This window comes from Pseudomonas sp. RW407 (genome assembly GCF_003176655.1).
Taxonomy (GTDB): Bacteria; Pseudomonadota; Gammaproteobacteria; order Pseudomonadales; family Pseudomonadaceae; genus Pseudomonas; species Pseudomonas delhiensis.
Window position 1 is genome coordinate 731477 of sequence record NZ_QGSL01000091.1, and the last position, 9477, is coordinate 740953.

General features: G+C 66.3%; 8 protein-coding genes. 3 read left to right on the forward strand and 5 right to left on the reverse strand.

Features of this window, described 5'->3' with window-relative positions; genetic code table 11:
* Positions 1 to 80: 80 nt before the first annotated feature.
* A complete protein-coding gene (locus DK254_RS15720) occupies positions 81 to 2228 on the forward strand; it encodes an adenosylcobalamin-dependent ribonucleoside-diphosphate reductase (RefSeq protein WP_109934499.1) in 2148 nt (715 codons plus the stop codon).
* A gap of 16 nt (positions 2229 to 2244) precedes the next feature.
* Positions 2245 to 2931 carry an NrdJb gene (locus DK254_RS15725; protein ID WP_109934500.1) on the forward strand — a complete coding sequence of 229 codons (687 nt, stop codon included), beginning with the start codon at positions 2245 to 2247 and terminating at the stop codon, positions 2929 to 2931.
* Between the two features lie 466 nt (positions 2932 to 3397).
* Here the strand turns inward: DK254_RS15725 and DK254_RS15730 are convergent, their stop codons facing one another.
* From DK254_RS15730 to DK254_RS15745, 4 genes are all read right to left on the reverse strand, one after another.
* Entirely contained in the window at positions 3398 to 3643 is a 246-nt protein-coding gene (locus DK254_RS15730) for a hypothetical protein (protein WP_109934501.1), read from the reverse strand.
* Positions 3640 to 4125, reverse strand: coding sequence for a hypothetical protein (locus DK254_RS15735; protein ID WP_109934502.1), 486 nt, complete (start codon positions 4123 to 4125; stop codon positions 3640 to 3642). Before DK254_RS15735 ends, DK254_RS15730 begins: the two co-directional genes overlap by 4 nt.
* A gap of 205 nt (positions 4126 to 4330) precedes the next feature.
* On the reverse strand, positions 4331 to 5281 hold the full coding sequence (locus tag DK254_RS15740; RefSeq protein WP_109934503.1) for a homoserine kinase: 951 nt from the start codon (positions 5279 to 5281) through the stop codon (positions 4331 to 4333).
* Positions 5282 to 5315: 34 nt separating this feature from the next.
* Positions 5316 to 5606: a DUF2782 domain-containing protein gene (locus DK254_RS15745; RefSeq protein ID WP_109934504.1), complete on the reverse strand. Its 291-nt coding sequence runs from the start codon at positions 5604 to 5606 to the stop codon at positions 5316 to 5318.
* 74 nt (positions 5607 to 5680) lie between these two features.
* On the opposite strand from DK254_RS15745, the gene polA reads away from it, so the two are divergent.
* The gene (gene polA / locus DK254_RS15750) at positions 5681 to 8419 is read left to right on the forward strand and encodes a DNA polymerase I (protein ID WP_109934505.1); all 2739 of its coding nucleotides are present in this window, start codon (positions 5681 to 5683) and stop codon (positions 8417 to 8419) included.
* Positions 8420 to 8722: 303 nt separating this feature from the next.
* Here the strand turns inward: polA and yihA are convergent, their stop codons facing one another.
* Positions 8723 to 9385 carry a ribosome biogenesis GTP-binding protein YihA/YsxC gene (gene yihA, locus DK254_RS15755; protein ID WP_109934506.1) on the reverse strand — a complete coding sequence of 221 codons (663 nt, stop codon included), beginning with the start codon at positions 9383 to 9385 and terminating at the stop codon, positions 8723 to 8725.
* Positions 9386 to 9477: the final 92 nt, after the last annotated feature.

Sequence of the window (9477 nt, forward strand, 5' to 3'; positions counted from 1 at the left end):
AGTTTCGTGTATTTACTGGATAACTAGATATTGCGGTCTGCCCCAAGCCGGCCGCGCACCAACGGGAGGATCTTCAGCGGATGGCCAAGACCGATGCGCGCCCGCAGGGCATGGACCAGGCGGCACTCGAACTGCAGCCGGCGTCCCAGGACATCTGGGACAGCAAGTACCGGCTCAAGCAGAAGGACGGCACGCCCATCGACGCCACCGTCGACGCGACCTGGCAGCGGGTGGCCCGCGCCCTGGCCGAGGTCGAGCCCGACGCCGCCACCCGCGAGCACTGGTACGAGCGCTTCCTCTGGGCCCTGCGCCACGGCGCCATCCCGGCCGGGCGGATCATCTCCAACGCCGGCGCCCAGGGGCACAAGCCGGCTACCTCGACCATCAACTGCACCGTCTCCGGGATCATCCACGACTCCATGGACGACATCCTGCAGAAGGTCCACGAGGCCGGGCTGACGCTCAAGGCCGGCTGCGGCATCGGCTACGAGTTCAGCACCCTGCGCCCGCGCGGCGCCTACGTCTCCGGCGCCGGCGCGCACACCAGCGGGCCGCTGTCGTTCATGGATATCTTCGACAAGATGTGCTTCACCGTGAGCTCCGCCGGCGGCCGCCGCGGCGCGCAGATGGGCACCTTCGACGTCGCCCACCCGGACGTGCGCGAGTTCATCCGCGCCAAGCGCGAGGACGGCCGGCTGCGCCAGTTCAACCTCAGCCTGCTGGTCACCGACGACTTCATGCAGGCGGTGCAGGCCGACGCCGACTGGCCGCTGGTGTTCCCGGTGCACCACAAGGAGGTCGACGAGGTCGACCTGGACGACCCGGCCCAGGTGCTCTGGCGCGACTGGCCGGTGCACGACGACTACCTGGTCGGCGACGACGGCCGCGTCGCCTGCCGCATCTACGGGCGCGTCAAGGCACGGCACCTGTGGGACATGATCATGGTGTCCACCTACGACTACGCCGAGCCGGGCTTCATCCTCATCGACCGCGTCAACGAGCTGAACAACAACTGGTGGTGCGAGGCCATCCGCGCCACCAACCCCTGCGGCGAGCAGCCGCTGCCGCCCTACGGCTCGTGCCTGCTGGGCTCGGTGAACCTCACCGGCTTCGTCATCGACGCCTTCGGCGAGGAGCCGCACTTCGACTGGGAGCGCTACCGCGAGGTGGTGCGGGTGTTCACCCGCATGCTCGACAACGTGGTGGAGGTCAACGGCCTGCCGCTGGCCCAGCAGCGCGAGGAAATCCTCGGCAAGCGCCGCCACGGCATGGGCTTCCTCGGCCTGGGCTCGACGCTGACCATGCTCAAGCTGCGCTACGGCAGCCCCGAGGCCTGCGTGTTCACCGAGGAAGTGGCGCGCGAGATGGCCCTGGTGGGCTGGGAAGTGGCCCTCGACCTGGCCCTGGAGAAAGGCCCGGCGCCGGTGCTGGCGCAGGACTACGAAGTGACCGCGGAAATGCTGCGCAAGCGCCCGGAAATGGTCGCCGACGGCCTGAAAGTGGGCGACCGCGTGCCCGGCCGCGTCCTCCACTCCAAGTATTCGCGCTACATGCAGCGCATCGCCGAGCACGCCCCGCAGCTGGTCGAGGCCCTGGCCCGGCACGGCGCGCGCTTCACCCACCACAGCTCCATCGCGCCCACCGGCACCATCAGCCTGAGCCTGGCCAACAACGCCTCCAACGGCATCGAGCCGAGCTTCGCCCACCACTACTCGCGCAACCTGATCCGCGCCGGGCGCAAGACCAAGGAAAAGATCTCGGTGTTCAGCTACGAGCTACTGGCCTACCGCGCCAAGGTCGACGCCAAGGCCGTGCCCGACGCCGAGGATGGCAAGCACCGCCTGCCGGAGTACTTCGTCACCGCCGACGACATCACCCCGCAGCAGCACGTGGACATCCAGGCGGCGGCGCAGAAGTGGATCGACTCGTCCATCTCCAAGACCGCCAACGTGCCCACCGACTACCCCTTCGAGCAGTTCAAGGACATCTACCTCTACGCCTGGCGCCAGGGCCTGAAGGGCTGCACCACCTTCCGCTTCAACCCGGCGGCGTTCCAGGGCGTGCTGGTCAAGGACGCCGACCTGGAGAAGACCCTCTACCGCTTCGAGCTGGAAGACGGCAGCACGGTGGAGCTCAAGGGCAACGAGGAAGTCGAGTACGACGGCGAGATACACAGCGCCGCGAACCTGTTCGACGCCTTGAAAGAAGGCTACTACGGCAAGTTCTGAGCCGCGGAGATCGCAGATGACAGTGAAAATCGCCCAGAAGATCAAGGGCTTCGAAGTGGTCGACGTGGCCGAGGAAAAGGCCCGCGCCGAAGCCGCGGCGGCGGCCGCCGTGGTGAAGATGGACGAAACCCTGCAGCGCCCGGAAATGCTGGTGGGCGCCACCTACAAGGTGAAGTCGCCGCTGTTCGAGCACGCGCTCTACGTGACCATCAACGACGTGGTGCTCAACCCGGGCACCCCCTACGAGCAGCGCCGGCCCTTCGAAATCTTCATCAACTCGAAGAACATGGACCACTTCCAGTGGATAGTCGCCCTCACCCGCATCATGTCGGCGGTGTTCCGCAAGGGCGGCGACTGCACCTTCCTGGTCGAGGAAATGAAGGCCGTGTTCGACCCGCGCGGCGGCTACCTCAAGCGCGGCGGCATCTACATGCCCTCCATCGTCGCCGAGATAGGCGCGGTGGTGGAACGCCACCTGGTGGCCATCGGCCTGATGCAGGGCCCGGAGATCGACGAGGAACAACGCCTGTACCTGGCCGAAAAACGCGCAGCCTACGAAGCGGCCCAGGGCACCAACAAGGCCGAACCCGGCGAAGGCTTCCCCGCCGGCGCCCAGCTGTGCGGCAAGTGCAACACCATGGCGGTGGTACAGATGGACGGCTGCGCGACCTGCCTGAACTGCGGATATTCGAAATGTGGGTGAGCCGGAGTCTTTGCGAAGCATGCTTCGCCCGGCGAACGACCGGCCATGGATGGCCGGGCCGGGGTTGACCTTGGGCAGAGGAGTATCGACAGGGATGTCCACTCCGGCCTGGATCTTTACACCCGCATGCGTCGCGCTGATAAACGACCGGATGGCCGTGCCGGGGCCGAACTAATCGCGGATAGAGTCCGCTCCTACGATCGTGCTTCCCTGGAGCCGTAGGAGCGGACTCTGTCCGCGATTGCCGCCGGCCACGTGTCCCCTCCGGTGGTGCGGTCGTAGGGCGAATAACGCCTCCGGCGTTATCCGCCGTTGCCATCGGGCACCGGCATTCCGGCCAACGGCGGATAACCGCGAACGGTTATTCGCCCTACGGTGCCACCCCACCCATGCCATACCCCTGTAGGAGCGGACCTTGTCCGCGATAGCCGGACGCCCCGGCGCGATTCGCGGATGAGATCCGCTCCTACTCGCCAGCCGCCTTATTGCGTTCGAAGAAGAAGCAAACGCCGATGATGAAACAGAACAACCCCACCATCGGCAAATCGAGTATCCATAACTGGAATGACGGGCGCCCATACATCAAGGCTCCGCCCACTATCACCAGCGCCACCGCCAGCCAGGTCCGGCTCGAACTTTTCCGCACGAAGCGGAACAACACCAACATCAGGACGATGGCGACGAACAGATGGATGAACTCGCTGAGCGTCATGTCGGGCGGGCTCGGGTGATCAGGGTTGATTGCAGGGTAGCCTGAGGACCGATACCGCCACTGACCCTGGCCGCCACACTCAGTATCCTGTCGCCGGAATGAAAGTTTCTCAGTCGAGAGCGCGCGTACTTTCTCACCGCTCCGCCTGCGGCAACTCCGGCGACCTTGTTGCCGAAGCCTACCAGGGCCCCGGCAATGCTGCTCAGGGTAAGGGCGACCTGGAGATTCTGCGTATTGAGGGCATCCGCCAGTTGCCGAGTCAGCGGTTCGGACAGGGCGACTTCAAGGCTGCATTCCCTGTTCTTGACCTGCATATAGTCGAAGACTTCCGTGACAAAGTCGGCGATATCCTGATTCAGCAGCGACGTAGAGGAATAACGCAGCAATCTCAGACGATTGCGCTCATGGGGCTGCAAACGGATGCGGGTCAGTGCGAAACAGATGCCTTGGCTGCTACAAACCGACTGTTGTTGCGTTTCCATACGGGGCCTCGTTCATAAAGGCATAAAAGGCCCTAGCAGAAAGGATTCGCGTGGCTTGGAATAGTCCTTGAGGCGCAAAGACGAAAGTCCTGACATGCATCCAAGCGCCTGGATATTCCGGGTCGTAATACTCCTACAAATTATCGTTCTCGTAACTGATCCTCATGTCCGGATCAGTTGCGTAAATCCACCAACGCTCCCGGCCCTACAACGCAAACGGCAAATGAATCTCCACCTGCTGCCGCTTCGCCAGGCGCCGCTCGAACTCGCCCGGATCGTGGATCAGCACGTCCTGGCCGGCGAAGGCCTCGGCGGCGATCAGGCGCGACAGCCAGAAGCGTACGCAGGCCACGCGCAGCATCTCCGGCCACAGCTCCGCCTCCAGGGCGGTGAACGGCCGGCGGCTGGCGTAGGCGGCCAGCAATGCACGGGCGCGGGGGCCGTCGAGTTCGCCGTCTTCGTGGGAGCACCAGTCGTTCAGGGTGATCGCCAGGTCGTAGAGCATCCAGCCCGAGCAGGCGTTGTAGAAGTCGATCACCCCGGCCAGGTGCGGGCCGTCGAACAGCACGTTGTCGCGGAACAGGTCGGCGTGCAGGTTGGCGCGCGGCAGCTCGGGCTGTTCGGCGAGCAGGCGGGCGATTTCCTCCAGGGCGTTCTCCAGCAGTTCGCGTGGGGCCGGGGCCAGGTGCGAGGCGAGCTGCTCGCCCTGGTGCAGCATCCAGCTCAGGCCGCGGTCGCTGGGGCGCTCGATGATGCGCCCGCGGGTGGCCAGGTGCAGGCGCGCCAGCAACCCGCCGACTTCGCCGCAATGGTGGGCGTTGGGCTGGCGCTCGTGGCGGCCGGGCAGGCGCGGCTGCAGCAGCGCCGGCTTGCCCTCCAGCTGGCGCAGGGCCTCGCCGGATTCGGTGCGCAGGGCGTAGGGCACTGGCAGGTCGGCCTCGTGGAGCACGTCGAGCAGTTCGACGAAGAACGGCAGGTCCTGCACCGGGCCGCGCTCGACCAGGGTCAGGACGAATTCGCCGCGCTCCAGGCTGACGAAGAAGTTGCTGTTCTCCGAGCCCTCGGGGATGCCGCGGAAGTCCTGGAGGCGCCCCAGTCCGTAGGGGGCGAGGAAGCCTTCCAGGGTGGAACGCTCAAGAGGGGTGAATACCGACATGCTCAGGCCTCGTGAGCGCCATGGGGTTGATGGGTTACCAGCTGAAGATCTGCCACTGCGGGATCAGCTTGTCCGGCTGGTCGGAACGGATGAAATTGCCATCGCTGCCGTCCTGGCGCACCAGGAAATACGGCTTGCCATGCTTGGGTGTGACCTTGATGGCGTAGAGGAAACCATTGACCCGGTATTCCTGGATGGTCTTGTCGCCCTCCTGGCGGATGGTCACATCCGGTTCGGGCGTCGGCGCTTCCTCGTCCACCGCCATGGCGATCAGGGGGGATACGGCCAGCAGGGCGGCGAGCAACCAGCGTTTGCGACTGCGCATGATAACCTTGTTCCTTTGTCGATTCGGCTGGGGTCATTCTAGCCCCTGGCCTCCGGAAAAGGTTGATTCCACTCATGAGTCAAGCACCCCTCGTCCTCGTGGACGGCTCTTCCTACCTGTACCGCGCCTTCCATGCCCTGCCGCCGCTGACCACCTCCACCGGCATGCCCACAGGCGCGGTGAAGGGGGTGCTGAACATGCTCAAGAGCCTGCGCAAGCAGTACCCCGACAGCCCCTTCGCGGTGGTCTTCGATGCCAAGGGCCCGACCTTCCGCGACGAGCTGTTCGCCGAGTACAAGTCGCACCGCCCGCCGATGCCGGACGAGCTGCGGGTGCAGATCGAGCCGCTGCACGCGGCGGTGCGCGCGCTCGGGCTGCCGCTGCTGTGCGTGGAAGGGGTGGAGGCCGACGACGTGATCGGCACCCTGGCCCGCAGCAGCGCCGCGGCGCTGCGCCCGGTGGTGATCTCCACCGGCGACAAGGACATGGCCCAATTGGTCGACGGGCACATTACGCTGGTCAATACCATGACCGGTAGCACGCTGGACGTGGATGGCGTGAAAGAGAAATTCGGTGTCGGTCCTGAGCTGATCATCGACTACCTGGCGCTGATGGGCGACAAGGTCGACAACATCCCCGGCGTGCCCGGGGTCGGCGAGAAGACCGCGCTGGGCCTGCTCACCGGCGTCGGCGGCGGCCTCGACGTGCTCTATGCCAGCCTGGACAAGGTGCCCGAGCTGCCGATCCGCGGCGCCAAGGGCCTGCCGGCCAAGCTCGAGGAAAACCGCGAGCAGGCCTACCTGTCCTACCAATTGGCCACCATCAAGACCGACGTCGCCCTGGACGTCGAGCTGGACGCGCTGCACCCGGGCGAGCCGGACCGCGAGGCGCTGATCGAGCTGTACCGCCAGCTGGAGTTCAAGAACTGGCTGGACGACCTGCTGCGCGAGGCCAAGGAGGCCGGCGAGAGCCCCGCCGAGGACGCCCCGGCCCAGGAGTCGCGCTATGAAACGGTGCTGGAACAGGCCGCCTTCGATGCCTGGCTGCAGAAGCTGCAGGCCGCCGACCTGGTCGCCTTCGACACCGAGACCACCAGCATCGACGCCCAGCAGGCGCAGCTGGTGGGCGTGTCCTTCGCCGTCGAGCCGGGCGAGGCGGCCTACGTACCCCTGGCCCACAGCTACATGGGCGTGCCCCAGCAGTTGGACCGCGACGCCGTGCTGCGGGCCCTCAAGCCGCTGCTGGAAGACCCGGGCAAGGCCAAGGTCGGCCAGCACGCCAAGTACGACATCAACGTCCTGGCCAACGCCAGCACGCCGATCGCCGTGCGGGGCGTGGCCTTCGACACCATGCTCGAGTCCTACGTGCTCAACTCCACCGCCACCCGCCACGACATGGACAGCCTGGCGCTGAAGTACCTGGGCCACAGCACCATCCGCTTCGAGGACATCGCCGGCAAGGGCGCCAAGCAGCTGACCTTCGACCAGATCGCCCTGGAGCAGGCCGGCCCCTACGCCGCCGAGGACGCCGACGTGACCCTGCGCCTGCACCACGCCCTGTGGGAGAAGCTGCAGGCCATCCCGTCGCTGGCCAGGGTCTTGACCGAGATCGAGATGCCGCTGGTGCCGGTGCTGGCGCGCATCGAGCGCAACGGCGCGCTGGTAGACGCCAACCTCCTGGGGCTGCAGAGCCGCGAACTGGGAGAGAAAATGGTCGAACTGGAGCGCAAATCCTTCGAACTGGCCGGCGAGGAGTTCAACCTCGGCTCGCCCAAGCAGCTCGGCGCCATCCTCTACGAGAAGCTCGGCCTGCCGGTGCTGGCCAAGACCGCCACCGGCCAGCCGTCCACCGCCGAGAACGTGCTGGCCGACCTGGCCGAGCAGGACTACGAGCTGCCCAAGGTGATCATGCAGTACCGCTCCCTGAGCAAGCTCAAGAGCACCTACACCGACAAGCTGCCGGAACAGATCAACCCGCGCACCGGGCGCATCCACACCAGCTACCACCAGGCGGTGGCGGCCACCGGGCGGCTGTCCTCCACCGACCCGAACCTGCAGAACATCCCGATCCGCACCGCCGAGGGCCGGCGCATCCGCCAGGCCTTCGTCGCCCCCGCGGGCTGCCGGCTGCTGTCGGCCGACTACTCGCAGATCGAACTGCGCATCATGGCCCACCTGGCCCAGGACGAAGGCCTGCTGGATGCCTTCCGCCACGACCGCGACGTGCACCGCGCCACCGCCGCCGAGGTCTTCGGCCTGGCGCTGGAAGACGTCACCCCCGAGCAGCGCCGCCGCGCCAAGGCCATCAACTTCGGCCTGATCTACGGCATGAGCGCCTTCGGCCTGGCCAAGCAGATCGGCGTCGAGCGCAAGGAGGCCCAGGCCTACATCGACCGCTATTTCGCCCGCTACCCCGGGGTGCTGGCCTACATGGAGCGCACCCGCGCCCAGGCCGCCGAGCAGGGCTACGTCGAGACCCTCTTCGGCCGCCGCCTGTACCTGCCGGAAATCGGCTCGAAGAACCAGGCCATGCGCAAGGCCGCCGAGCGCACCGCGATCAACGCGCCCATGCAGGGCACCGCGGCGGACATCATGAAGCGCGCCATGGTCGACGTGGATAACTGGCTGCAGGCCAGCGGCGTCGATGCCCGGGTCATCCTCCAGGTGCACGACGAACTGGTGCTGGAAGTGCGTGAGGGCCTGGTCGAGGAAGTCGCGGCGAAACTGCGGGAACTGATGGGGGCGGCGGCGCAGCTGGCGGTACCGCTCATCGTCGAAACCGGCAGCGGTTCGAACTGGGACCAAGCCCACTGACGAACGGTCGCAGGGCCCGTGCGGCGGGCCCTGCGGGGCGTCTCGGGAATCCCTGAAAAGGACCGGGGGAAATTTTTTTCATCCGCCACTGAACTTTCCCACCGCAGCCCGGGTCAGAACTCGTGAATGGCTGGAGAAGCCCTTCGATGCTCCTTTGCAGTGTTTAGTGTTGGCAGAATCCTGGACCCCGCCCTAGCGGTCCGGACTTAAACCCCGAACTTCCCCCTCCCCATACGAAGCTCGGGGTTTTTTTTGCCCGCGCGAAAGTGCCGGCGGCCTGCCGGCACCCCCTGCGCCGGGCCTTCAGGCCTGTTCGGCCGCTTCCTCGTCCCCTTCCGGCTGCAGGCCCAGCCAGGCCGCCAGGACCTGCTGCGCCTCCTCCACCCCCTCGCGCTTGGGCGCCGAGAACAGCTGCACGCTGGCGACGTCGCCCCAGCCCTGCTGGATTTCGCGGCGCACCTTGAGCAGCGCGTTCTTCGCCGCGCCGAAGGCCAGCTTGTCGGCCTTGGTCAGCAGCACGTGGATCGGCAGCCGGCTGGCCTGGGCCCAGTCGAGCATCAGGCGGTCGAACTCGGTCAGCGGATGGCGGATGTCCATCAGCAACACCACCCCGGCCAGGCTCTCGCGGCTGCTCAGGTAGGCCTCCAGGTGCTGCTGCCAGTGCAGCTTCAGCGGGATCGGCACCTTGGCGTAGCCGTAGCCGGGCAGGTCGACCAGGCGGCGCTCGTCGTCCAGGCGGAAGAAGTTCAGCAGCTGGGTGCGCCCGGGGGTTTTCGAGGTTCGCGCCAGATTGGCATGGGTGAGTGCATTTAGCGCGCTAGACTTACCAGCGTTGGAACGGCCGGCGAAGGCGACTTCGCGGCCGCTGTCCTCCGGGCACTGCTCGACCTTGGCCGCGCTGATGAGGAAGGTTGCTTGCTGGCAAAGGCCGAGGATGGGGTTCTTGGCAGGTGTCTTGGGGGGCATGGGGAGCTTCCGCGGCGGGGTGCGACTCGGTGTCGCGGGGGCCGGTCTCGTTTTCGAACAGGCAGGCGAAGTATATAATGCCGCGGATTTTG

Coding starts and splice junctions, on each gene's coding strand:
- polA (WP_109934505.1), top strand. CDS start 5,681: ATGAGTCAAGCACCCCTCGTCCTCGTGGACGGCTCTTCCTACCTGTAC.
- DK254_RS15745 (WP_109934504.1), bottom strand. CDS start 5,606: ATGCGCAGTCGCAAACGCTGGTTGCTCGCCGCCCTGCTGGCCGTATCC.
- yihA (WP_109934506.1), bottom strand. CDS start 9,385: ATGCCCCCCAAGACACCTGCCAAGAACCCCATCCTCGGCCTTTGCCAG.
- DK254_RS15735 (WP_109934502.1), bottom strand. CDS start 4,125: ATGGAAACGCAACAACAGTCGGTTTGTAGCAGCCAAGGCATCTGTTTC.
- DK254_RS15740 (WP_109934503.1), bottom strand. CDS start 5,281: ATGTCGGTATTCACCCCTCTTGAGCGTTCCACCCTGGAAGGCTTCCTC.
- DK254_RS15725 (WP_109934500.1), top strand. CDS start 2,245: ATGACAGTGAAAATCGCCCAGAAGATCAAGGGCTTCGAAGTGGTCGAC.
- DK254_RS15730 (WP_109934501.1), bottom strand. CDS start 3,643: ATGACGCTCAGCGAGTTCATCCATCTGTTCGTCGCCATCGTCCTGATG.
- DK254_RS15720 (WP_109934499.1), top strand. CDS start 81: ATGGCCAAGACCGATGCGCGCCCGCAGGGCATGGACCAGGCGGCACTC.